Annotated in this window: 18 protein-coding genes and 4 tRNA genes; 9 read left to right on the top strand and 13 right to left on the bottom strand. The window is 40.0% G+C overall.

Annotation, left to right across the window (positions count from 1 at the left end; genetic code table 11):
* The 3 genes from B3E92_RS16425 to B3E92_RS16415 form a co-directional block, all read right to left on the bottom strand.
* Positions 1–3,627 carry a SusC/RagA family TonB-linked outer membrane protein gene (locus tag B3E92_RS16425; protein ID WP_208734339.1) on the bottom strand — a complete coding sequence of 1,209 codons (3,627 nt, stop codon included), beginning with the start codon at positions 3,625–3,627 and terminating at the stop codon, positions 1–3.
* Between the two features lie 254 nt (positions 3,628–3,881).
* On the bottom strand, positions 3,882–5,039 hold the full coding sequence (locus B3E92_RS16420; RefSeq protein ID WP_145329864.1) for a FecR family protein: 1,158 nt from the start codon (positions 5,037–5,039) through the stop codon (positions 3,882–3,884).
* Positions 5,040–5,085: 46 nt separating this feature from the next.
* Positions 5,086–5,613 carry an RNA polymerase sigma factor gene (locus B3E92_RS16415; RefSeq protein ID WP_070569139.1) on the bottom strand — a complete coding sequence of 176 codons (528 nt, stop codon included), beginning with the start codon at positions 5,611–5,613 and terminating at the stop codon, positions 5,086–5,088.
* 365 nt (positions 5,614–5,978) lie between these two features.
* On the opposite strand from B3E92_RS16415, the gene B3E92_RS16410 reads away from it, so the two are divergent.
* The 7 genes from B3E92_RS16410 to mnhG are packed head-to-tail and all read left to right on the top strand — an operon-like array spanning position 5,979 to position 11,721.
* Positions 5,979–8,288: a putative monovalent cation/H+ antiporter subunit A gene (locus B3E92_RS16410; RefSeq protein WP_145329861.1), complete on the top strand. Its 2,310-nt coding sequence runs from the start codon at positions 5,979–5,981 to the stop codon at positions 8,286–8,288.
* A 56-nt stretch (positions 8,289–8,344) separates the two neighbouring features.
* Positions 8,345–8,767, top strand: a complete 423-nt coding sequence (locus B3E92_RS16405; protein WP_046671608.1) for a Na+/H+ antiporter subunit B — start codon at positions 8,345–8,347, stop codon at positions 8,765–8,767.
* Positions 8,767–9,123: a Na+/H+ antiporter subunit C gene (locus B3E92_RS16400; protein WP_028072046.1), complete on the top strand. Its 357-nt coding sequence runs from the start codon at positions 8,767–8,769 to the stop codon at positions 9,121–9,123. Before B3E92_RS16405 ends, B3E92_RS16400 begins: the two co-directional genes overlap by 1 nt.
* Positions 9,120–10,628, top strand: a complete 1,509-nt coding sequence (locus B3E92_RS16395; RefSeq protein ID WP_145329859.1) for a proton-conducting transporter membrane subunit — start codon at positions 9,120–9,122, stop codon at positions 10,626–10,628. Before B3E92_RS16400 ends, B3E92_RS16395 begins: the two co-directional genes overlap by 4 nt.
* 19 nt (positions 10,629–10,647) lie before the next feature.
* Positions 10,648–11,106 carry a Na+/H+ antiporter subunit E gene (locus B3E92_RS16390; RefSeq protein ID WP_227550155.1) on the top strand — a complete coding sequence of 153 codons (459 nt, stop codon included), beginning with the start codon at positions 10,648–10,650 and terminating at the stop codon, positions 11,104–11,106.
* Complete coding sequence (locus B3E92_RS16385; RefSeq protein ID WP_046671612.1) at positions 11,103–11,378, top strand: monovalent cation/H+ antiporter complex subunit F; 276 nt, start codon at positions 11,103–11,105, stop codon at positions 11,376–11,378. The genes B3E92_RS16390 and B3E92_RS16385 overlap by 4 nt, the downstream gene beginning before the upstream one ends.
* Complete coding sequence (gene mnhG, locus B3E92_RS16380; RefSeq protein WP_145329857.1) at positions 11,371–11,721, top strand: monovalent cation/H(+) antiporter subunit G; 351 nt, start codon at positions 11,371–11,373, stop codon at positions 11,719–11,721. The genes B3E92_RS16385 and mnhG overlap by 8 nt, the downstream gene beginning before the upstream one ends.
* Positions 11,722–11,782: 61 nt before the next feature.
* Here the strand turns inward: mnhG and B3E92_RS16375 are convergent, their stop codons facing one another.
* Complete coding sequence (locus tag B3E92_RS16375) at positions 11,783–12,874, bottom strand: lactonase family protein (protein WP_158638943.1); 1,092 nt, start codon at positions 12,872–12,874, stop codon at positions 11,783–11,785.
* Positions 12,875–13,356: 482 nt separating this feature from the next.
* Between B3E92_RS16375 and B3E92_RS16370 the strand changes: the two genes are divergently transcribed.
* On the top strand, positions 13,357–14,706 hold the full coding sequence (locus B3E92_RS16370; protein ID WP_145329853.1) for a peptidylprolyl isomerase: 1,350 nt from the start codon (positions 13,357–13,359) through the stop codon (positions 14,704–14,706).
* A 77-nt stretch (positions 14,707–14,783) separates the two neighbouring features.
* On the opposite strand, the gene B3E92_RS16365 is transcribed toward B3E92_RS16370, so the two are convergent.
* The 9 genes from B3E92_RS16365 to B3E92_RS16325 form a co-directional block, all read right to left on the bottom strand.
* Positions 14,784–15,668, bottom strand: a complete 885-nt coding sequence (locus B3E92_RS16365) for a DUF4440 domain-containing protein (protein ID WP_070569123.1) — start codon at positions 15,666–15,668, stop codon at positions 14,784–14,786.
* Between the two features lie 120 nt (positions 15,669–15,788).
* On the bottom strand, positions 15,789–17,255 hold the full coding sequence (cysS, locus tag B3E92_RS16360) for a cysteine--tRNA ligase (RefSeq protein ID WP_075994298.1): 1,467 nt from the start codon (positions 17,253–17,255) through the stop codon (positions 15,789–15,791).
* A gap of 21 nt (positions 17,256–17,276) precedes the next feature.
* Entirely contained in the window at positions 17,277–18,578 is a 1,302-nt protein-coding gene (der, locus tag B3E92_RS16355; protein WP_070569188.1) for a ribosome biogenesis GTPase Der, read from the bottom strand.
* Positions 18,579–18,747: 169 nt separating this feature from the next.
* Positions 18,748–20,469, bottom strand: a complete 1,722-nt coding sequence (locus B3E92_RS16350) for a RagB/SusD family nutrient uptake outer membrane protein (protein ID WP_286897549.1) — start codon at positions 20,467–20,469, stop codon at positions 18,748–18,750.
* Between the two features lie 23 nt (positions 20,470–20,492).
* A complete protein-coding gene (locus B3E92_RS16345; RefSeq protein ID WP_083296082.1) occupies positions 20,493–23,582 on the bottom strand; it encodes a SusC/RagA family TonB-linked outer membrane protein in 3,090 nt (1,029 codons plus the stop codon).
* A 349-nt stretch (positions 23,583–23,931) separates the two neighbouring features.
* Positions 23,932–24,004 (bottom strand) — tRNA-Met (locus B3E92_RS16340).
* Between the two features lie 55 nt (positions 24,005–24,059).
* Positions 24,060–24,132, bottom strand: a tRNA-Met gene (locus tag B3E92_RS16335).
* A 56-nt stretch (positions 24,133–24,188) separates the two neighbouring features.
* Positions 24,189–24,261, bottom strand: a tRNA-Met gene (locus B3E92_RS16330).
* A gap of 55 nt (positions 24,262–24,316) precedes the next feature.
* A tRNA-Met gene (locus B3E92_RS16325) sits at positions 24,317–24,389 on the bottom strand.
* Between the two features lie 115 nt (positions 24,390–24,504).
* Between B3E92_RS16325 and era the strand changes: the two genes are divergently transcribed.
* Positions 24,505–25,383 carry a GTPase Era gene (gene era / locus B3E92_RS16320; RefSeq protein WP_070570335.1) on the top strand — a complete coding sequence of 293 codons (879 nt, stop codon included), beginning with the start codon at positions 24,505–24,507 and terminating at the stop codon, positions 25,381–25,383.
* The last annotated feature ends 7 nt before the right edge of the window (positions 25,384–25,390 follow it).

The following is a 25,390-nucleotide window of genomic DNA, read 5'->3' as shown; positions in this document are numbered from 1 at the left end:
TTAAAATCCTAACTTAAGAGATATTGTGTATTGCTTAGGGATGGGCATTGCCACACCACCATTGTTGAAAAACTCCGGATCAGCACCGTTTAATTTTTTATCTGAGTACAGTAATGCGATATTATTACCTACCACAGATATCTGGGCACTTGAAAATTTGTATTTCGTTACAAAAGATTTAGGTAATGTATATGAAAATGACACATTTTTCAGACGAATAAAGTCACCTTTTGCCACATTTTCTGTTGAATAATTGTAGGCATTGTAAGGATAAACCGCATTTACATTCGCTCCGTTCTCATCTTTCACATCATTCGTTACTGTCAACGGATCGATTAGGGACGGAATATTGGTAATCTTTTCATCTCCGGGTATCATCCATCTGTTATACATATTTTTCGACATTGAGTACATGTCTGAGTAAGATGCCGAAAATGCGGGTTGCTTACGAACATAATTACCCGTCGCAAATGTAAATAGTGCTGATAAGCTGAAATTTTTGTATTCGAATCTATTATAAAAACCTCCTGTCAGCGTAGGATCTACTGGACCATGATAAGTCAGATAGTCCACTACTTCATCCTGTAATCTCACATAAGTAGTTTTTTTACCACTTGTTCCGATAAAAGTAGGATAGCCATATTGCGGATCTAAACCGTCGAATGTAATAGAGTACAATCCGCGTTGTGGGCCGCCAACCATCTGGCCTCCCTCTGCTCGAACCATATTCCATATATTCGGATTTACTTCTAAGCGTGTAATTTCGTTTTTGTTGTAGCCAAAATTAAAGGATGACCTCCAATTAAATCCATCTGTACGCTTTAAGATATTACCTGCTACTGTCAATTCGACACCGTGAGCCTTCATATCCGCGTAATTGGCATTCTTACGATACTGACCACCAATACCTGAAGTCAGAATCTGACCAATCAAATCAAATTGATTTCTTTTATACCAATCAAATGTAATATCAAGTTTATTGAATAGGGAAAGATCAGTTCCGATATTAAGTTCATACATTTTCTCCCACGTCAATTCAGAGTTCTTTAATCCAGAAATATAAACACCCGCTTCTTTTTCACTTTCATACGGACGATAGGTGATCTGATTGTAATAAACAGGGGCAGAGTTCGCAACATTACCCATACTTGCTGTTAACCCATAAGTACCGCGTATGGCTGCACCTGAAACAATATGGGATATATTCTCAAAAAACTTTTCCTGATCAATGTGCCATGCGCCTGACACGTTCCAAGTTGGTAACCAACGTGCAACATTCGATTTTCCCATTTTGTTTGATCCGTCATATCGCCCTGTGGCATTTACACTATACTTTCCTTTATATGAATAAGCGGCTCGTAACATAAATGCTGCAAATCGGTCATAATTATAATCCATACCGAAATAGGGATCTCCTCCTTCGATCATTTTCTTGAAATAACGGTAATTCGGATTGACCAGCCCACCGTTTTCATACTGATAACCAATCCCTTCGTAATTTGAATTTTGCCGATCCGTATATCGGACTTCCATAGATCCAAAGATATTTAAACGATGGATATCACTAAATGTATCATCATACTCTAGGTTCTGTCTGAAGTAATAATTTTTGATGTTATTAGTAGTGGTATTAAAAAAACCACCGTCGGGAAGAACAACAACCGGTAAGCTATTGGGATCATCCGGATCCTTGTACAAATTAATATTTCCGTTGGCTATTGTCGCATCATAATCGGCTCGGAAAGCTTCCGCCATATTAGATCCTTCCAAAATATAATGCTGCCGTGTCGAATTAGCATACCTATAGGCTCCATCTGCGGAATAAGTCAATTGCGGGATAATTTTATATTTGATACCTCCCTGAACTTTCAAATCCAACATATTCAACTTTAAATAATTTTTCTCCAGTTCGTTGAAAATATTGAACGGCGCATAATTCCTAACAAAATATTCCAATTCTCCGTTTTCATCATAGGCCGTCATCATACGGCTTGTGTTTAAGGAATAGGAATAAGGATTAATATCGAAGTCTCTACTATAAGATCCATATACAGGATCGGATTGACGTGTCAATGTTCCGGGAGAACGTTGATCACGAATCGAACCAGTAACCAAAAATTCAGCGGATAATTTATCCGAGAACTTAAAATTATTACGAAAGTTGGCTGTATAACGACTAACGTTATCACCGAGCGTCATTCCATTATCCTTCATCAACGAAGTTGAAAAATAGGATTGGGCTTTCTCCGTCCCTGAATTTACGCTCACAGAATGTTCCTGCAATAATGAATTCTTGAATAACAAATCAAACCAATCTGTATTGGCATTTGCATATCGAGATAAAAAATTTAATCGATCTTCTTGCGTATTTTTTAATTTATAAGTATCTGTTAAGGGATCATAATCATATAACTGATTGTACATTTTATAAAAAACACCACCATCTTTACCTCTTGAAGAACCACTATGGGTATAATAGCCTTTGTTTTGAAGTTCCAAAATAACTGACATCTGATCTGCTGAATTCATAATGTCAAATTGGGAATAATTTGGTTTCAAATAAGTCGTAAAGTTTCCAGTGTAACTTACACGTGGCTGACCATCTGTATTTCGTCCCTTTTTGGTATTGACGACGATAACACCATTCATTGCTCGCGCCCCATACATAGCAGTCGCCGCAGCGTCCTTGAGTATTGTAAAATCCTGAATATCATCAGGGTTCAAGCCCGCCACCGAAGATCCTATCAATGTATTTGCATCACCTGTGGAAAGTGCCTCATTAGAAATATTGACTACATCTTCTAGAATAATGCCATCTACAACCCACAATGGTTTATTATCTCCTGAAAGAGATGTTGCTCCACGGACCCGCACTTTTGGAGCAGCTCCAAAAGTGCCGGAAACGTTTTGAACGGATACACCAGCCGCCTGTCCTTCTAGCATTCTAGTAATATCTGGCACACCGTTACGTTCGGCATCTTTCGCATTGATCTTTGATGTCGCACCAGTAAACAACTTACGGTCAATATTTTGATATCCCGTCGAAACGACATCAACGACATCTAACTGATTATCCAGAGGCTTTAATATAATAGGGACAATAGCACGTCCCTCTACAGCAATTTCACCTCCGGCATAACCTATATATCGGACAACCAAAGTAGAAGTTAAAGGAGCATTGATCTTAAAACGTCCTTGTTCATCCGTTTGGGTAGAAACAGATGTTCCTTTGACTGTTACTGTAGCCCCGCTCAACCCTTTTCCGTCTTTATCTTTGACCGTTCCATTGATGGACTGCTGTTGGACTTCTTCAGGAAGCGTTAAATTGACGTTCTTTACATTACTATTGACCGAAATGGTATTAGCAATAATTTTGTATTCAATATTATTGCTTTTCAGAACAGCATTCAGTGCTTCCTCAACGGACGCATTCTTAACGTTCACCGAAATCCGAGCCTTAGTATTCAAGTTTTCACTATACAACACACGTAGATGGGACTGCTTGGAGATAGCAGACAACGCTTCTTCAATACGGGCATTTTTCATATTCAACGTGACTTTTTGTGCCGTGCTCTTAGCGTGCACACCCGTCACAAATGCGAATAGAAGACATGTACTAATTTTCATAATACGTAATGGTTTGCAAAATCGTGGGTCTTGAGGGATCAAGGACCACCTTTTGCTAAGTGGTAAGTTATTCATACATTTACACTTTGTGGTTAATTGGGATTTAATTGTTCATTTTAGATTTAGGACCTGATGATCACATCTTTTTCTGAACAGGGATGCTGCAACATTCCTGTTCTCTTTTTTTAGGTCATTGTTGTTGATGTATTATTTTATCATAGGCGCGCTATTTTCTTTTTATAAATTGTTAGTCCTTAACTTTTGGTAGCAATAATCAATTTATTACCTTCTACTTCAAATTTTAGGTTACTGACATAGGATAACATCTCCAATACTTGAGACAATTTTACATCACGCTCGATACTTCCGGTATACTCTTTGTCCAGCTGCACATCACCTCGGAAGGTAACATCTAGATCATACCAACGTGATAATTGATGTGCTATATTCGTTATCGTTTCCTTTTTGAAATAAAATTCATTGTTGTGCCAAGCAAGATCATGGGCCAGATCTGCTTTTCCCTTAACTAAGTTGTCTTTAAAAGAAGAAGCATATTCACCAGGAAATAATTCTACCCGTTGATCATTTTGACGTACCTCCACTCTCCCCTCTGCTAAAGTTGTTCGAACATGATCCGAATAAGAATTAATATTAAAATGCGTTCCGAGCACTTTAATTTCATTACCTTTCGATTCCACAATGAAAGGTTGATCTGACTTGGGGGTAACTTCGAAATAGGCTTCTCCATCCAAAAAGACTCTACGTTCTTTCGGTGAAAACTGCGCAGGAAATTTCAATTGAGATAGCGCATTTACCCAAACTTTTGTGCCATCAGCCAAAGTCATCTTATAGAAACTTGCTTTTGGCACAATCAAAGAATTATACTGCAATGGGATCGCTTGATCTGTTTGCTTAACGATCAGCTCATTGCTATTACCGATTAGATTATTGTTTTTAGTCAAGGTTTTAGTGGAATCACTATTCAAAGAGAGCCTGGAGCCATCAGCCAAGACTAATACTGCACCACTTGTTGCCGGAGCAATATCTTGCTTTTTTGAAACTATTACACTTTTATCACCCGAAAAGAATGAGGTAAAATCACCTTTCCATAATAGAAAACCACCTAACAAGAATACAATAGATGCTGCAATGCTTAAGGACCATTTCCGAAAAGATCTCGCGCTGTTAGATTCTTTACTTTTCAACCGCTCCCATGCTTGATTTACATCCAACTGCCGAATAACGGCTAAATCTTCTGCTATATTTTCCGCTTTTCGGAAGGACTCTAAAAGCTGCTTATTTTGTGAACTGGCATTGAGCCATTCATCAAGCTGCACTTGTTCCTCTGCTGTCAATTGACCACAAAGGAATTTCTGTATTAAATCAGTGATATGTCTTGTGTTTTCTTTCATCAATTACCATAAAGAAACTTAAGACGAAGAAAAGGGTGACAAGAATTTAAATATTTTTTAACAAAAATATAATAAGGGGTATAAACTCGGGATTCAAACGTTTGAGCAACATTTTCATGCCTCGTTGCTTTTGTGTTTTTACAGTATTGATACTAATTTGCAGCTCCCGTGTAATTTCAAGATTGGATAAACCTTCAAGATAACCAAGCCGAAAAACTTGTTGACAGGCGAAAGGCATTTCCTCAATAATTTTATATATTTCCTGAATGACCTCACTGTGAATCATATTCAATTCAAGCGCAGTATTATCTTCTTCGGTAAAACCTACAACATTCCAATATTTTTGACGGACCTTTTCATGACGGATATGATTATAACAAGCGAAACGCACAGAACTATAGAGATAGTTCTTTATTGCAATCTCATTATCACTGACATGATCAGTATTTTTGAAATAAGCAATAAAAGAGTCTTGTACCAGATCTTCTGCTAGAGAAAGGTCACCCACAATCTTCCAAGCAAAATGGCAAAGTCCATTATAGTGTGTCTTAAACAATACTTCTTCTTTCTGCATAGTTAGATCTCTTCCACACTCTGATTCTATTATTTTTATAGATGAGATTATTTAGGGTAAAAAACACATCCAATTGAGGATGTTTAATAATTGTATCGTAAAAATGCTCTTTTTTTTTGTCAATCCCAAATAATAATTCTAAACCCGAATTTATTCATCTCTAAATTGCTAAACTAGTTTTGTTTTTTTTTCCGACAAACAAAACAAAATTCCTGCTTTTATCATTTATAGAGAGAGAAAACGGTCAAAAACTAGCATTTTTTCGCTTTTTTTTACTATATTGTAAACTTTCAAAAAACCTTCATCGCCGTATAAGCATTGGCAACGATGAAATGTAGAAGGTTAAAAATTAAAACAAAGACTACATGCTATTTACTGTTCTTTCAGGACTAATAACATCGAGCCTTATTGTTCCATTTGGTCGATTCCTAAAAACCAAATGGGGTTTTATTCTCGCATTCTTACCGGTACTTCTATTTCTATACTTTACGCAATATATTGTACCTATTGGTCAAGGCTCCTATTTCGTACAATCAACATCGTGGGTGCCCTCCTTAGGCATCAATCTGGATTTTAAATTAGATGGACTGTCGCTACTTTTCGCCTTATTGATTACTGGGATCGGATCCTGTATATTCTTTTATGCGAATGCCTATCTCAAAGGTCATCGGTATATCGATCGATTCTTTGGCTACCTCTGCCTTTTTATGTCGGCTATGCTGGGGCTTGTCCTGTCGGACAACATGTTACTATTGTTTATCTTCTGGGAACTGACCTCGATCAGCTCATTTTTTCTCATTGGATTTAACAATGACAAAAATGATTCTCGCAAAAGCGCACTGACTGCACTATCCATTACTGGGTTGGGTGGTTTTTTTCTACTGGCAGGTTTTATTTTGCTGGGTAATATTGCCGGTACTTACCATATTACAGCACTCATCGGCAAAGTATCAATCATTCAGCAACATCCACTCTTTCCCCTGGTCTTTGGCCTCGTAGCACTTGGAGCGATTACGAAATCAGCACAATTCCCTTTCCATTTTTGGTTACCCGGTGCTATGAAGGCGCCAACACCTGTGTCAGCCTACTTACATTCGGCAACCATGGTAAAGGCCGGAATCTACCTTTTGGCCCGTTTTTCACCGATACTAGGGGGCAACCCGATCTGGATGTATTCCCTCATGGCCATTGGTGGCCTCACGATGCTTTATGCCGCATTCCATTCGCTTTTCAGAACAGACCTCAAGGGAGTACTCGCTTATTCAACCATATCCGCCCTCGGTATTTTGGTTTTCTTATTGGGACTCGGTACCAAGGATGCTATTATCGCTGCAAGTGTCTTTATACTCGTACATGCCCTATATAAAGCCGCATTATTCTTGATTACGGGGATTATAGACCATGAAACGGGAACGCGAGATCTTACAGTCTTGCGGGGGCTACGCAAGGTATTAATGCCTGTCGCTATCGCAGGTCTCCTAGCGGCACTTTCCAGTGCAGGTATTCCACTTACATTTGGATTTATTGGAAAGGATCTGATTTACGAGGCAACACTACATGCCACACCCGATTTATTTCTCTATTTGACCCTCGCTGCAGTAGCAACCAATATATTATTGGTCTCTGCCGGATTTATGGCCGGTATCAAACCTTTTATGGGTAAGCTGCCCGAGCAATTTAATACAATCCACCTGCCCTATAAAGCCATGTGGATCCCACCTTTACTTTTAGCTATATTAGGAGTTGTCTTTGGATGCATCCCAGGACTTGTCGGCGAATGGATTGCCGGACCTACCGCAACAAGTATACTCGCAAAACCCGAAACTTTTCACCTGAAAATCTGGCATGGCTTTAATTTGATCCTCCTATTAAGCGCTATTACAATTGCTGCTGGCACCTTACTTTATTTCGCAAACAGGCCCAGCGATAAAAAATTGGCTTGGATTGCAAATTTCAATAAGATTTCTCCTGAATATATCATCCAATTATGTGCGCAGGAAATTGTTTTGTTCTCTACTTTCTTCACCAACAAAATGCACAACGGCTATTTGCGTTCGTATCTGTTGAAAATTATCTTATTTGCCGAATTATTGATCGCCTACCAGTTATACCTGGGGGGACCGCTCCATATCAAATGGGAAACCTTATCTCCAGTGAGTTTCTACGAAGTCACCACAGTCTGCATTTTGATTGGCGCCATTGTACTCACCATCCGCACCTCATCCCGTTTAACAGCCGTAGTAGCCACCAGTGTTGTAGGCTATGCCATATGTCTTATTTTCGTGTTTTACAGTGCACCGGATCTAGCGATGACGCAATTCACCATCGACACCCTAACGGTGGTACTCTTTGTGTTGGTACTCTTTAAACTCCCTTCTTTTCTGAATTTGGCCAACCGACGCACCATCATTCGCGACGCCGTGGTCGCTATCGTTTTTGGAATTTTGCTATCCATGGTCGCACTCCGTGTACTCCATGAACCAACAACAACTAATATCAGTGATTTCTATGGCGATTATGCTTATGTGCTTGCTAAAGGAAAAAATGTCGTCAATGTATTGCTTGTCGATTTCAGAGGTTTTGACACCATGTTTGAAATCGTCGTATTGAGTATTGCTGCATTAGGGGTATATAGCTTATTAAAATTACGTTTAAAATCCTCTGATAAAGAATAATGATAGATAAAGGTTATGCACAAATGAGCTAATAACTCCTTGCTAAATAGTAACAAATGAACAGTACAATATTACAGACCGCTACGCGGTATTTATTACCGATACTCTTACTTTTCTCGGTGTTCCTTCTACTCAGGGGGCATTATTACCCCGGCGGAGGTTTCGTTGGCGGCTTGGTTGCTTCGATTGCCTTTGTGCTGCATAGTTTTGCCTTTGGCCCTCAAAATACCATGAAACTGATTCAGTACAAACCCTTGTCACTTATCCCCATAGGATTGGGGATTTCGGCCATAAGCATGTTCTTACCGGCATTTTTTGGCTACCCCGTCATGACCGGGCTTTGGCTGGAAGAGAAAATCCCCGTTATCGGGATGATAGGAACCGCCTTATTTTTTGACCTTGGTGTATACTTTGTTGTCATAGGTGTCGTCCTGACGATTTTATTTACAATTGCTTTAACTACTGAAGAAGAAGAATAATGGAACTGGTACTCGTACTATTGATCGGCATCCTTTATGCTGCCGGAATATACCTCATCTTGCGTCGAAGCATGGTGAAATTGTTGCTGGGGATTATGTTACTGGGCAATGGTACCAATATATTGATCTTCTTATTGGGAAACATTATTAAAGGTAAACCACCTATCATTGGACCCGATCTGAAGGTATTCACCGATATTTATGCGGACCCGATTCCGCAAGCACTTATTTTAACGGCCATCGTGATCAGCTTTGGCCTAACCTCCTTTGCCATCGTTTTACTCAAGCGTGTATATGCATTGCTGGGTACAGATGATCTGGATGATTTGAACACGCCTGAGGAAGAAGATATATGATAGACAACCACATTATTGCCACGATTATCGTGCATTTATTTATTGCTATTGTCCAACTGATGTTGTGGCGCAAATCCACTGCACAACGTTTTCTGAGCGTTGGCGGAAGCTTGCTCGCACTCATTCTTGCCTTTAAACTGTTCTTCAAAGTTTATGATGGCGGTATTTTGACCATGAATGCAGCCAATTGGAAAGCTCCTTTTGGGATCGTTTTTGTTGCCGATCTATTCAGCAGTACCCTTGTTCTCCTCACTTCTATCGCAGGTCTGGCGGTCTCTATCTTTTCCTGTGTCGGTGTGGGGCGCCAGCGCATACTCTATGGTTATTTCCCGATCTTTCACTTTTTGATGATGGGGCTCAATGGGGCTTTTCTAACCGGTGACATCTTCAATCTGTATGTATGGTTTGAAGTTATTATTATTTCCTCTTTTGTGCTGATGACTTTGGGGGGCAGAAAATCCCAGTTGGAAGGTGCCGTAAAATATATGGCCATGAATATCCTGGCCTCCACATTTTTCTTAACAGGAATAGGTATACTTTATGGTATTTCAGGCTCGTTAAACATGGCCGACCTGGCCCTCCGTATTCCTAAAATACAAAATCAGGCTTTAGTAGAAATTACAGCAACATTTTTCCTGATCGGTTTTGGGATTAAATCCGCTGTATTTCCACTCTATTTCTGGTTACCGTCCTCTTACCATACGCCACCTTCGGCCGTAGCAGCGACATTTGGGGGCTTATTGACCAAGGTTGGGATTTACGCCTTGTTCCGGGTATTTTCCTTACTATTTATTCCCAATCATTTTACCAAGGAACTCCTTATCGTAATAGCCATATTGACAATTCTGACGGGCGCTTTTGGTGCATTGATCAAAACCAATATCCGGAGGTTGTTTTCCTATTTGATCGTTTGTCATATTGGTTTTATGATTGGCGGATTGGGCCTGTATAGCAAATGGGCTTTATTGGGGGCAGTATTCTATCTGATCCATGATATCATGGTCAAAACGAATTTATTCCTCATAGCCGGTGTTATACGGCAACTCCGCGGCACCATGGATATGACTAAACTGGGTGGACTTTATGCCCAATACCCAAAGATTTCATTACTTTTTGCCATTGTTCTTTTTTCACTGGTGGGCATCCCGCCTCTCTCGGGCTTCTGGCCTAAAATCTATCTATTCAAAGATGCCTTCCACTTAGAGAAGTATGCTTTCGCGGGAGCCCTGATTATCGGCAGCTTTATCACCTTGTTTGTCATCGCCAAAATGTGGGCGCAGGTATTCTGGAAAGATGCACCTGATCCGGAAATCATTGAGGACAAATTTGCGGGTATGATCGGCTATAAAAGAACAATGCTCATACTCCCTGTTGTTATTTTGGCATCTGCATCCCTGTATATCGGACTCAACGCCGAAGCGATTATCCATGTCGCGGATCAGATCGCTACACAATTATTGGACACATCACCTTACATAAACGCTGTATTAGGAGGGCAGAAATGATATGATAAAACAGTTTTTAATGAACCTCATGCTATCCTTCATCTGGGTCGCTTTGACGGGATCGATGTATTACACCAACTTCCTTTTCGGCTTTATGTTGGGATTCGGTATCCTCTGGCTTATGAACAGGAATGAGGTGGACCAACGCTACTTTTATCGGGTCCCCAAAACATTGAGTTTTATTCTTTTTTTCCTGTGGGAAATGATTGTCGCCAATGTGCAGGTTGCCTACGACGTGATAACCCCCAAGTTTTTTATCAAACCTGCGATTGTCAAGTATCCCATGGATGCAAAAACCGATTTGGAAATTAACCTGCTTTCAACCTTTATCTCCTTGACACCCGGCACACTCATCCTCGACGTAAGTGAAGATAAAAAAACGCTCTTTATTCACGTCATGTACATGAAAAGCAAGGAACAGTTTGTTTCTACCCTTAAAAATAATGTTGAACGAAGACTTTTAGAACTCTTAAGATGACTTTAAATAGCTATTTTGATTATGTGATCCTTCCGATCTTGACTATCTCAGTCATACTGGCTTTTATTCGTCTGTATAAAGGTCCCCAGATATTTGATCGTGTTATTGCCCTAGATCTCATTATCACCATCGGAATTGGCATTATTACCGTTTATAGTATACGAACTTCGCAGGAAGTGTTTTTAGACATTGCCATGATCTTGGCACTGATCGCATTTCTTGGTACGATCGCATTTTCATTTTATTTAGAAAAACAAAGCAAAGATGATTGATATTACTTTAGCCATTCTCAGTACCATCGGGGCCTTGGCCATACTATTTGCGTCTATTGGCATCTTGCGGATGCCGGATTTTTATTTACGTCTTTCGGTTACTGTAAAAGCGGCAACGCTGGGTGTGGGACTTTTACTTATCTGTGCGGCAATGACCTTCCCGGATGTATCCGTAACGACCAAGGCTATAGCTATTGGATTTTTTCTGATCCTAACGGCTCCGGTTGCAGCACACATGATTGGAAGGGCTGCCTATATACAGCGGGTAAGAACATGGAAGGGAACCACCTTAAATGACCTTGAAAAGGAAGGTAAATTAGATTGTAGAAAAGAAGATTTTTAAGAAAAAACGCATACGGTTTTTCCTAAAAATCTTCTTTTCTTATTCGAACTTCTTTTCTGGATTAGAAGATAATGCAAACTGGTGCTGGTACAGCAATTTCTTTTCCAGTATCTGTCAACAAACCCGTTTTAGCATCCCGGCTAAACAAAACAATGTTGTTGGTATATTGATTGGCGACCAAAAGATATTTCCCATCCGGAGAAAGGTTGAAATTACGCGGACCTTTACCTTTTACAGAAAGATTTGCTATTTTCTTCAATTCCCCATCCTTCTCTACCGAAAAAGTAGCTATCGTATTGGCATCGCCACGGTTGGTCGCATACAGGAATTTTCCATCAGCAGAGATCTTCATATCAGCACCGCCGTTAGTTCCTTTAAAACCTTCGGGGTTGATATCGAAAGTACTTTGATACATCCATGCGTCGCCATCTTTCTTATACGATGCAATTTGACCGGTCATTTCCAATACGACATACAGGAATTTCTCTTTCTTATCAAACACGATATGACGCGGTCCCCCTCCTGCTGGTGTAAAGATATCTTCTGATTCATCTGCAAGACTATAGGCATTTCCCGTTTTATTCACCGGATAAATAGAAATCTCATCCAAACCAAGATCTTGGACGTACAACTTATCCCCTTTATTGGAGAAAAAAGTAGAATGTACATGTGGCTTTTCTTGGCGTATGGGATCCACCCCCTTACCCTCATGTTGTATTAATCGCGCTCTTTTGCTTAAAACACCATTACTTTCTAAATCAAACAACGCCGCAGAGCCGCCCGTATAATTTGCTACAGCGAGCAAGATACCCTTAGGATGTACTTCAACAAAACAAGGCGACTCTCCTCCGGAAGGAAGTGAGTTTAGAAAAGTTAAATGACCGTCCTTAAAAGAATAGGCAGAAACAGTCCCCTCTTGATTTGGAACCTCATTAACGGCATAAATAAAGTTATTATTTCGCGCTAAAAAGGATGGATCTTTACTTTCTTGCGTGCTCGACAAGGTTGTTTCACCAGTTTTAACATCAAAATTATAAATATAGATGCCCTTGCTCGCGGTTTTGCTCGTATATGTGCCCACAAACATGGGAATCTGTTGCGCAAAACTAGCCAGAGGTAAAATTGTCATCAAATAAATAAATGCTTTTTTCATTGAAATTATTTTATAGATGTAGCTACTCATTTGTTGAATGAGACCGTTACACCAAGTTTGTTGCTAAATTATACAGGACTCCAATTAAATCCCTCCATTCATTCCTCCGTGTGAGGATCTAAAATCCCTCCATTTTACAGGCGTAAATATCGTCAATAGACTTGTTAAATTTGGTTAAAACCGTCCTTTCTAATAGGCAAATGCGTATTTTAGCACATCAATTTTAACAATTCTAAAATCACCCATTTAAAATATTGGGAATACAAAAATATTGTTAAATAAAAGTACGAATAATTCATATAATCTGATAATTTTGTGCTGTTGTTCAAAAAAGTATATATTGAACACAATTACTACGTATACCGCCGAAGGCAGCGTGAATGCTTGTGACAAAAAAATAAATGATGAACAAATAACCGAGTGAAACGAGTTCATTTATACAAATGAAGATCACTCATAAATATCATAAATAATTTATACGGATGAAAAAAAACATTTATATATTGTTTTTATTGCTGTTTGCATCAATTCAGGCCAGTCTTGCGCAACGTCAAGTTATTGATCGCGTTGTAGCAACGGTTGGATCGGGCATTATCTTACAGTCCGACGTGGATATGCAATATTCTCAATGGTTAGCGCAAGGGAATAAACCTAATGAAAATTTTAAATGCGGCGTACTTGAGCAGTTAATCATTCAGAAGCTGCTTTCCCAACAGGCAGTAATTGACTCTATAGATGTAACGGAAACCGAAGTTGACGATAACCTTAACTCCCGCCTACGTCATATGTCACAACAGGCAGGGGGGCAAGAACGTCTTGAAAAATTCCTCAACCGCTCTTTATTGCAATACAAGGAAGAAATGCGTTCAAGTGTTTTTGAGCAATTGAAAGCTAACAAAATGCAGCAAAACATTGTTCAAAAAGTAGACGTAACACCATTGGAAGTAAAGCGTTATTTTGAAGGCTTGAATAAAGACAGTCTGCCTTACTTCAATACCGAGGTAGAAATTGGTGAGATTGTGATGATGCCCAAATTGACAGATGCAGAAAAAAAAGAGCAACGAGATAAGATTGAAGGTATCCGCAAGCAGATTGTAGATGGCTCGGACTTTGGTACAATGGCTCGTATATACTCGCAAGATCCGGGATCTGCCCCTTATGGTGGTGATTTAGGTTTCGGCACACGTGACAACTACGTAAAGGAATTCTCCGCGATGGCTTTTAAATTAAAACCGGGAGAAATTTCACCAATTGTAGAATCCAAATTTGGCTTTCATATTATTCAGGTACTCGAACGACGGGGCGAAGAGGTGCATACACGCCATATCCTGATGAAGATCAATCCTGGTGCAGCAGCGTTGGAACGAACCAAAAATAAATTGGACAGTATCTATAAACTGGTTGTTGACAAAAAAATGGATTTCTATCATGCTGCTACAAATTATTCAGATGCAGAGGAAAGTAAATTCAATGGGGGTATGATCCTAAATCAAGAAGGCTCAAGCCGCACAACCGTAATTCCTATGGATGGCTTGGAGAAATCAGTATTCACAGCAATCGATCCCCTAAAACCAGGGGAATACTCCAAACCAGAGCAATTTACAGACAAAATGGGCGATGTTGGCTACCGTTTCAATTACTTGAAAACACGTATTCCGCCGCACAAAGCAAATTTGGACGAGGATTTCACCAAAATCAAAGAGGCTGCCAGACAAGATAAAATCAATCGCAATCTAAGTAAATGGTTCGATGATAAATCGAAAACAACATTTATCAATATCAGTGACGAGTTTGGTTCATGCGATGAATTGAAAAAATGGAAAAAACAATAAGTCTACAACACTTATCCTATAAAAAAGGGCTTGAATAGTATATATTCAAGCCCTTTTTTTATTTGGCAATCGTCATGCTATTTCTCAAACATCATCTCGATCAGAATATTCCAGTTCGCTTTCTTCACATCATCCTTCGCCAATTCGCTCAGTTGCCAGATACGAATATAATTATACTTCACCACCTTATCCTTTTGTCGTACCGTTGCAGTTCCTTTTGTATAGGCAAAATCGCCACTATACGAACGTTTTACTTCTTCCGGGACTGTTTCTATCGTCATCCGCTGTTTTTTGAGATAAGCCATCATTGTGGCCTTTCCTTCCATCGGACTGGTCCAAGGGAACAAAAAGCGGACATCCTCGCTTAAAAACTCCTTATATGCGGTTGGGTTATCGGCCTTCAGAACTGTTGACATCAATTTGTCTGTTTCCAGGACAATATCTTCACGCTGATTTAATCGCACTTTAGAGCGATGCTTCAGATACCACGAATCGGTAGGTTCGATATATTCAAGATCAAATTCCCCATCCTTCCCGTTGTTTTCAACTTCGGCCCGAATATCGACCAGCCACTTACCCTTTTTGTTGCGTTTCCAGACAGTCAAGTATTCTCCATGACGCAATCTTGCACCTACTTTCTGAAAGTCCATAGACCCCGAAGTCACACCAAACTCCTGACTTTTAGCAATCAACGCAAACGTAGGTTGCCAATTTAAGACATCGGGAATATTTGGTCTATTATTAAGATAGTTATAAGCATTTACTGCCGATGGGACATAAAACGTAGATTCCTTATCAATGATCGAAAGAAACGCTTGATGCGGTGTAGAGGCTTTAGCCAGTGCAGCAGCATCCTTATCGGCCTGCAATAGGCTTCCAACTTTCTCAGGTATCTGCGCATAAAGTGTTGTACCAGCAACACTCATGAATGCGACGACGGATAGCCTATTCCAAAAATTCATATGCAAATTGATCTTTCTTTTAAAGGTTACATGGAATATCCATTGGTTTCCACGATAATGTGTTTTCCCAATAGGAATATTCCATTTTATTCCTCTTTTATAAATTCGATTTCTTATCTATCAAATCTTATTCCAAAGTGTTCCTTCTTTGCTATCTTTCAATTGAATTCCAATAGAATTAAGCTCATCACGAATACGGTCAGAGGTGACGAAGTCTTTATTTGCTTTGGCTTCATTACGTAGTTTAATGACCAGATTCATGACGTCATCGATATCATCGGATGCTGAAGTCTGATCGTTTCTAAGCCCTAGGATATCCTCAACAAATTCTTTCATGAATACTTGAAGACCTTCCAATCCCTCAGCTGTTACTTTCGCTTTACCATCATAAATCGAGTTGATGATACGTACTATTTCAAACAATTCGGCAATGAGTACAGGACTATTAAAATCGTCATCCATAGCTGCGTAACACTTGCGGCGGATTTCAGCTAAATTGAATGAATCAGCACCTTTCGACACCTTCAATTTGTCTAAAAGACTGATCGCAGTCATGAGTCTTTTATACCCCTTGTCGGCCGCATCCAAAGCCTCATTGGAGAAATCCAGCGTACTTCTATAATGTGCCTGCAACATAAAGAATCGTACGGCCATCGGCGAATAACCTCTATTCAATAAGGGATGATTTCCAGTAAATAGTTCGCCCGGTAAAAATCCATTTCCGGCAGATTTGGACATACGCGCACCATTTACAGTCAACATATTCGTGTGCATCCAATATTTGGCAGGGCTCGTATGGTTACATGCTTCTGATTGTGCAATTTCATTGGTATGATGTGTAGCTGCCAAATCCATTCCACCGCCATGAATATCAAACTGATCACCTAAGTACTTTCTGCTCATGGCCGAACATTCAATATGCCAACCTGGGAAGCCAACACTCCAAGGTGCAGGCCAACGCATAATCGTTTCAGGTTTTGCTTTGATCCATAAGGCAAAATCCAAACGTCCCTTTTTCTCATCCTGACCGCTCAATTCACGGGTATTATTGAGCATATCCTCCAATTTACGATTGGTCAATATCGTATAATCGTATGTTTCAACGTATTTTTCAACATCAAAATAGACTGTACCGTTGCGCTCATAGGCATAGCCATTCTCCATAATCTGTTCGATCATTTCAATCTGCTCGGAAATATGTCCTGTCGCAGTAGGCTCAATACTGGGCGGCAACGTATTGAAAAGACGCAATACGTCATGAAAACCTATCGTATACTTTTGAACAATTTCCATCGGTTCCAATTGTTCCAATTTTGCTTTTTTTGCAAATTTATCATCCCCTTCATCACGATCGCCTTCCAAGTGTCCCGCATCGGTAATATTGCGCACATAACGCACTTTATAACCAAGGTGACGCAAGTATCTAAAAATCAAATCAAAAGACACAAACGTCCGACAGTTCCCCAAATGCACATCACTGTACACTGTGGGCCCACATACATACATACCAACAAGATTGGGATGAATAGGTTCGAATTTTTCTTTTGTTCGCGAAAGCGTATTGTATAAATAGAGATTATGGTCCATGTTTAATCGCTGCTTGGAAATCTATTTTTGTCTGAAATATATTTGAATTGGCACACCTGTAAAGTCAAAGTTCTCACGCAATTTGTTTTCAATAAAACGTTTGTACGGATCTTTGATGTATTGTGGCAGATTACAGAAGAATGCAAACATCGGTGTCCGTCCTGGCAACTGTGTTGCATATTTAATTTTGATATATTTACCCTTTAAGGATGGCGGTGGATAATTCTCGATAATATCCAACATCACTTCATTCAATTTGGAAGTAGGGATCTTTTTGGTTTTGTTGGCATATACCTTGTCGGCAACTTCCAACACCTTAAGAACACGTTGTTTTTCAGTTACGGAAGTAAAGATAATAGGCACATCTGTAAATGGTGCTATTTTCTCTTTGATGCGATCTTCAAAAGCCTTCATTGTTTTGTTGTCCTTTTCGATCAAATCCCACTTATTGACAACAATTACGATACCTTTACGGTTCTTCTCTGCCAGGTTGAAAATATTAACATCCTGCGCTTCTAATCCATCCTGTGCATCCAACATTAAAATCGTCACATCAGAATCTTCCAAGGCTTTGATGGTACGCATCACCGAATAAAACTCAATATCTTCATTTACTTTGGACTTACGACGAAGACCTGCAGTATCGATCAATAAAAAGTTATGTCCATATTGATTGTAATGTATACGGATTGAATCACGTGTTGTCCCTGCCATTGGCGTTACAATGTTGCGATCTTTACCGATCAAAGCATTTGTCAAAGAAGATTTACCTACATTCGGGCGGCCTACGATGGTATATTTAGGTAAGGATTCTTCTTCTTCCTCCTCCACTTCGAAATGAGAAACCACAGCATCCAACAGTTCACCTGTACCCGATCCTGTAGCTGACGAGATATTGAAGACCTCTCCTAAACCAAAGGCATAAAACTCTGCCGATTCATGATGCAATTTCGCGTGATCGACTTTATTGGCCACTACATACACAGGTTTGGAGCTTCTTCTCAGAATATCAGCGATTTCGTCATCCAAGTCGGTAATACCAGTTGTGACATCCACCATGAATATAACGACTGAAGCTTCTTCAATAGCGATATAAACCTGATCGCGAATAGCCTCTTCAAAGACATCATCCGAACCATGTACAAAACCACCTGTATCAATTACTGTAAATTTCTTTCCGATCCACTCGGCTGTTTCATAATGACGGTCGCGCGTCACCCCGCTAAAGTCATCAACAATCGCTTTTCTACTTTCTGTAAGACGATTGAATAAGGTAGATTTACCAACATTTGGACGACCAACAATTGCAACAATATTTGCCATATTTATTTTATTTGATCCACCCACTATCACAGCAGGCGGCACTTTTATGCTAAAAATATACTTAAGGGAACAAAGATACGGATTCGAAAGGGATTATCGCGACACAAAAACAAAAATGGCTTTACCGTGAAGTAAAGCCATTTATAGGGTTTAAATTATCAATATTCGCCTAGTTAGACGTTGGATTCTGAGTCAATTTGCCCGGATATGAATTGATCGCATCCTGAGGAATAAAATAAGTTACTCTAAAATCTGTTGGTAGAATATCTTCAAATTGTTTCTGTGGCCCCGGATATGTACGGTTTAACGGGTCTCCGTTACGGAACACATCGTAGCTGCGTTCAGCCTGATAAGCCAATTCCAACTGACGCTCTTTGTCAATCAGTTTGCTTGCACTGGCCGCATCAATTGAAGTATATCCACCATTGACAATAGATCGATTTCTGATGGTATTTAAATCATTTAGCGCTGCACCATAATTACCTAATTTTGCATTAGCCTCTGCGCGGTTTAAATAAATTTCACCCAAGCGGCTGATTACAGGGGAGTGCAGTTGAGACTCCTCACCTTCACGTGAGCATTTCACAATATAAAATTGTGGATAAGCCCGGTTCAAGGAAATATAGTAATCAATCATACCTGTATATGTTTTACCATCTGCATAGGCAATTTTATAGGTTTGTTGTGCAGCATTGACAGCAGTTAATGTATAGACATTATCACCATCTTTACAAGTCACGGTATTCCCGTTTATGGTAGCAGGAGCCTGTACATAGCTTAGCGTAACCGGATCGCCTGCATTTTTGGGTACATCTTGTTTGATAAATCGAAACACAGTTGAGTATTTGCCGGCCTTATCTTTGGAATAAGTAGGTTCAATAAAGGCCGCACGTGCATCGACAATCGTATAATGATCAGGTCTCCAGTCATTGCGACCTGTTTCATTTAATAAATCTATGTACTTGGCACTGGAATACATCTCGCCCCAGCCCATACCACCGATATTGGAGTACATACCACCAATACCATAATAGTGATCATCACCTGAAAATTCAGAAGCGACACGTTTCACCGCAAAGATCGTCTCTTTGTTATCTTCTGGTCTAAAGGTATTGTATTTCATGAATTGCTCACGAGCCAATAGGACATATTTACCTGAATTAATCACCTTGTCTGCGTATTCTACAGAAAGACGTGCATATTCTGCATTTGGATTTTTATACGTGCCGCTCATATACAGGTATATACGGGAAAGCATTGCTTGTGCCGCCCCCTTTGAAGCATACACTGCCCCCTTATCGATCTTCAATAAAGCTTCTGCTTTTTTCAGATCACTGATCGCTTGCGCATAAGTATCTTTTACAGACGCACGGTCTGGCAAGTTCAAATCATTGAATACATCTTCAGGTGTACCGTTGACAATTGGAACACCCAAGTTTGTCTCGGGACTTTGGTAATAAGGCTTCCCGAACGCACGGCAAAGGTAAAAATACATCATTCCACGGATGTAATAACATTCACCCAACTTATTATCCATCTCTTCACTTTGACCTTCAGCAAACATCTTAATGACGTTCGAAGATTGCGCGATAGCTTTATAACCGCTATCCCAGAAGTTCTGCAAACGGTAATTATTAGGTGTTCTCGCATAGGAGATAAATTCGTAAAACGCGTCTGTCGATGACCCGCGGATCATCATATTATCACCAGCGTATTCACCAAGACGGTGCATTGGGTCGGACCAAGCTTTTAACTGCGCATAAGTACCTGTTACCATGGCATCAGGATTACTCACAATATTCTCTTCGTCCATCGAAGTATAAGGAAGACGATCTATATCGCAGGAGGATACTGCCGTTGCGATCAAAAGTCCTATTAATATCTTTTTCATTGTTGATTTTCTAAACGTTAAAATTAAAATGTTACGCTTGCGCCGAACATGTATTTGCGAACCATAGGATAGACAGAAACTCCGGTAGATCGAATCATTTGACCGCCGCCGCCTTTGCCATCTGGCTCAGTCAATGGAAGCTCCGGATCAACACCCGAATAGTTTGTAATCGTAAACAAATTCTCCCCAGCTAAGAATACACGTAAATTTTTGATGTTATATTTCTTTAAATCAAAGTTGTACCCTAAGGTCAGCGATCTCATTTTCAAGAAATTGTTACTTTCTAAAAAGCGTGTTGAAGGTGAATTACCTTTATCTTGGTTGTCGTATCTTGCAATCGGGTGAGTGGCAACATCGCCAGGTTTTTCCCAACGGCTCCAACCATCCTGTAACTTCATCTGGTTACGATCCGTATAGGTTCCATCCGAATCAAATTCCTGACGCGAGTAATTATATAATTTACCCCCCAAGGAGAAACCGAACACGGCATTCAGGTCAAACTGCTTATAACTTAAAGCCGTACTGAAACCGCCAAAAAGATCCGGATTTCCTTTTCCTACATTACGGAAGGTTGCATTGGAATAGTTCGACGTCGTTGTCCTTGTTTCATTGCCATTGGCATCTGTCTCGTATCGATACCACATTGGCAAACCATTATCTACGTTAACACCTGCCCACTCTTTTAAGTAATAGGTATCTACCGGAAAACCAGGTTGAAGCAGACGTTGCGCTGATCCAGCGATACCCGATCCGTCACCTGCGATAATTGGTTTTGAAACAAGGTTACCATTGGCATCTTTTGTCGCAAATAGCTCGGTCAATTTATTCACATTGTGACTCAAATTAACATCCAAGCTCCAATGTACATTGTCATTTCGAACGATGTCGCCACCGATGGTCAATTCAATCCCCCGGTTTTGCATCTTACCAATATTTTTCCAGATAGAAGTAACACCGGTTAGACCGCTGATTGGCACTTGATAAAGTACATTATCGGTCTTCTTGTCATAATAATCAACATTGAATCGCAATCTATTCTTAAACAAGGCTGCATCAACCCCAAAACCAGTTGTGTAGGTTTTTTCCCAAGTCAGATCTTTATTACCAATTTGGCTAATTAATGCCCCTGGTATACCATTGTAACTTGATGATGCAGACACCGAGTAAAGACTATATTGCGGATATAATGAACTTGGTCTATTACCTACCGATCCATAAGCCGCTCTCAGTTTTAAATTATCTACCCAATCAGCCTTGAACCACTCTTCCTTATTGATATTCCAACCACCACTAACTGAAAAGAAGTTTCCATATTTTGCATTGGTACCAAAATTGGATGCTCCATCACGACGGAAAGATACCTGTGCCAAATATTTATTATCGTATGCATAGTTTGCATTAGACAAAAATGACTGTACTGCCCATTCAGAAATTCCACCTCTGGTTCGCTCTGGTTTTGCAACTACATCCAATACCTCGAAACCATTTACAATACCCGTTCCATAAGCATCTAAGGTTTTTGTCCAATAGTCGTTAAATTCGTATGCAGCCAATCCATTCAGGCTATGTTTATCCCAAGTCTTGTTGAAACGTAAAATCTGGTTGGTATACCGACGGGCAAATTCCATGCGATAATCTGTCACACGACCAATTACACTTTCGCCGCTGTTTGATCGTGGATCTTGATATCCGCTATCGGAATAACTATTGTAACGATAATTGTTGACAGAAGAGAACGTCAACCAATCTGTTAATTTGATGTCGAAATCTAAGTTACCCATAAATTCATAATTGGTATTGGCACTATGATTCCATTGGAGGTCGTACAAGTAGTTTGTACTTGCGTTGTTGACCCAGCCGCTGTAACGATGTGGCACTAAATTTCCATTTGCATCGTAAGGACTGTCCCAAGGCAGGTTTCCATACATGGCATTGACATCATATTGACGATCATCTACAGCACGTCTTGATCCCGCAATAGATGGCTTAATGGTCAGCCAATCGAAAGGCTTATAGTTGGTACGTAATCTAAAATTATAACGATCGTAATCATATCCTTTTACAGCACCGGCTTCGTTGTAGTAACCTAAAGACAAATAAGACTGTAATTTATCATTTCCACCCTGAATAGACAAATTGTGGTTTTGGACAAACCCGGTTTTTGTCGCCAGTTTCCACCAGTCAAAATTACTGTTGCGTAATTCAGGGTTCCAGCGTGGAAATTTAATTTTATCTTGATTGGAGAATGACGCAAAGTAGTCATAGAGTTCAGCACCATCCATCATTTCCATGTGTCCATTGGAAAGTTGGTTGATACCCATTTTTGTAGAAAAGCTAATGCTTGTTTTGGATGCAGTAGGGTTTTTGGTTGTCACAACGACAACACCATTCGCGCCTTGAGAACCATAAATCGAGGTTGAAGCAGCATCTTTTAGGATGGTTAATGATTCAATGTCGTCCGGATTGATATCACCTGGGCTTGAGCCAACAATAACACCGTCAATGACCCACAATGGGCTGGTCGTACCACTTAATGTTGCCTGACCACGAATCACAACACCGCCATTTGACCCTGGTTTACCGGCTCCTGGGGCAACATATACCCCGGCAGCTTTACCATTCAGCATGTTTTCAACCGATGGCGTAGTGACATCACGTAATTTGTTTCCTTTAACCGCCTGAAGAGCGCCAGTCAAACTTTCTTTTTTCTGTTGTGTTCCATAACCAACAATGACAACTTCCTGGAGTGCTTCACTATTGGACTCCATATTGATGTTAACAACCGGTCCTGTCACGGTCACTTCTTGTGCTTTATAACCAACACTTGTAACGACCAGTACATCACCATTTTTAGCATCTATTGTAAAACGTCCATCTGCTCCTGCGGATGTCGATTTACCGCTCCCCTTAACGCTAATGGTTGCTCCAGCCAACGGGCCGTCTGTAGACTGCACTTTTCCATTCACTTTTTGTTGATAAACCGCGTCATTCAACAAAATATTGTTGTTTGGAAACGTAAGACCATTAGCATTAGCCGAGCTGTGTGTACTTGCAATGAGTAAAGCTAATGATAACAGACTCAACTTGTGATTGTCGAGAATCTTTGAAATCATAATATTTAATAGTTAGTTTAAAAATTGATTAGCGTGCTAATCAAAATTTAGGTACATGAATGCTAAAACTAAAGGATGATGACAGTATATCAAAATTTAGCAGCAACGAAATCGATTGCGCCAATTAAACAAACGATTGCATAAACACACATTTTACAGTAAAATCCACTATCAAAAAATTAGAGCGATTAACTAACAGCAAAAGACAGTTTTTTAACAACCTCAGGACAGTCGACAATGAGAAATTTAGACGAGCAGGAAAAAGATAATCCTGAAAGACAGGTGATATTATAGCGTGATTTAGGACACAAAAAAAGCCAAGATATTCACCTCGGCTTTTTTCTTTTAGTAGCGGGGACCAGACTCGAACTAGTGACCTTCGGGTTATGAGCCCGACGAGCTACCAACTGCTCCACCCCGCAATGTATTTTAAATGTCTTGAAAAGAACCGATCATTGCAATCGGCTCTTTCTTTAGTAGCGGGGACCAGACTCGAACTAGTGACCTTCGGGTTATGAGCCCGACGAGCTACCAACTGCTCCACCCCGCAATGTATTTTAAATGTCTTAAAAAGAACCGATCATTGCAATCGGCTCTTTCTTTTAGTAGCGGGGACCAGACTCGAACTAGTGACCTTCGGGTTATGAGCCCGACGAGCTACCAACTGCTCCACCCCGCAATGTATCTTAAATGTCTTGAAAAGAACCGATCATTGCAATCGGCTCTTTCTTTAGTAGCGGGGACCAGACTCGAACTAGTGACCTTCGGGTTATGAGCCCGACGAGCTACCAACTGCTCCACCCCGCAATATATTTTTGAACAAAATTGCTTTTTTCTTTTGAAAAAACAAGATTATGATCCTTCCGAATTGGAGTACAAAGATATATTTTGTTTCTTTGTAATCCTAATAAAATTTAGAAAAATGTCACATAAAGCAGGATTCGTAAGTATCATCGGAAAGCCAAATGCTGGTAAGTCCACCCTAATGAACGCTTTAGTGGGTGAAAAAATGTCTATCATTACACCCAAAGCGCAAACGACAAGACACCGCATTATCGGTATTGTAAACGATGAAGACCATCAAATTGTGTTTTCGGACACCCCTGGTGTTATCAAACCAAACTATTCTTTGCAAGAATCGATGATGAATTTTGTCCAAGGATCGTTGATCGATGCAGACATTATTTTATTTGTGACAGATATCCACGAAAAATACGATGAGAACGATGTCCTGGAGAAATTGCGTAAAACAAATTCCCCTGTTGCCGTGCTTATCAACAAAATTGATAAATCTTCGGAAGAAGAGGTCAAGGCTAAGATTGAATTTTGGCAGGAAAAATTAAATCCAGATACCGTTTTTGCAATTTCAGCAAAATTAAATCATAATGTCGCCGCCGTGATGCACTACATCAAGGACAAGTTACCGATTCACGAAGCCTATTATGAGAAAGATGAGCTAACGGATAAATCCATGCGTTTCTTCGTCTCTGAGATGATCCGTGAAAAAGTATTCAAACTATACGATAAGGAAATCCCCTACAGTACAGAAGTAATCGTCACATCATACAAAGAAGAAGCAAATATCACTCGTATTGCTGCCGAAATTATTGTAGAGCGCGACTCTCAAAAAAATATTATCATCGGAAAAGCAGGCGCAATGATCAAAAAAGTCGGTACCTATGCCCGCCAGGATATCGAAGAGTTTATCGATGGAAAAGTATTCCTCGAACTTTTTGTTAAGGTGATTCCTGACTGGAGAAGTAAAAAGAACTACCTTAAACGTTTTGGTTACGATGATTAATTCGCTT

This window comes from Sphingobacterium sp. UBA6317 (assembly GCF_002440385.1).
Taxonomy (GTDB): domain Bacteria; phylum Bacteroidota; class Bacteroidia; order Sphingobacteriales; family Sphingobacteriaceae; genus Sphingobacterium; species Sphingobacterium multivorum.
The sequence above is the reverse complement of the archived record's forward strand: the minus strand, read 5'-3'. Positions and strand labels throughout refer to the sequence as shown.